Source organism: Mesorhizobium sp. M8A.F.Ca.ET.161.01.1.1, from assembly GCF_004792105.1.
In the GTDB taxonomy this organism is placed as follows: Bacteria; Pseudomonadota; Alphaproteobacteria; order Rhizobiales; family Rhizobiaceae; genus Mesorhizobium.
The window spans coordinates 1-309 of sequence record NZ_SRTD01000365.1; the positions used below are offsets into that span (position 1 = coordinate 1).

The window sequence follows — 309 nt, forward strand, 5'->3', positions numbered from 1 at the left end:
GAGGTCGACATCGTTTCCTCCTGTCCTATTGGTCGTCCTTGGTCTTCATCGCGTCGGAGACGCGTTTTTTCCTTGGATCGCGCAGATTTTCGCCCACGGCGTCCCTGTCACGTTCTGGATCGTCCTTGGGCTTCAGGTAGCCGCGCGGCCTGTTTTCTTCCGGCCCCTCCCAGCGCGGTGATTGGTCGGTGGTGCCAGGCGCACCGTCGCTTGGAGAATTATTGCCCATTTTTTTTTCTTGATTCGTTTCGCTGATTCCGAACCACCTAGCCCCGGCAATGTTCCCGGACCGGCGACCGGTGCGAGTGT

The 309-nt window shown here is 58.6% G+C and carries 1 protein-coding gene; it reads right to left on the minus strand.

Annotated elements, in window-relative coordinates; translation table 11 throughout:
* Positions 1-25: 25 nt before the first annotated feature.
* The gene (locus EN804_RS36095) at positions 26-229 is read right to left on the minus strand and encodes a hypothetical protein (RefSeq protein ID WP_022563935.1); all 204 of its coding nucleotides are present in this window, start codon (positions 227-229) and stop codon (positions 26-28) included.
* Positions 230-309: the final 80 nt, after the last annotated feature.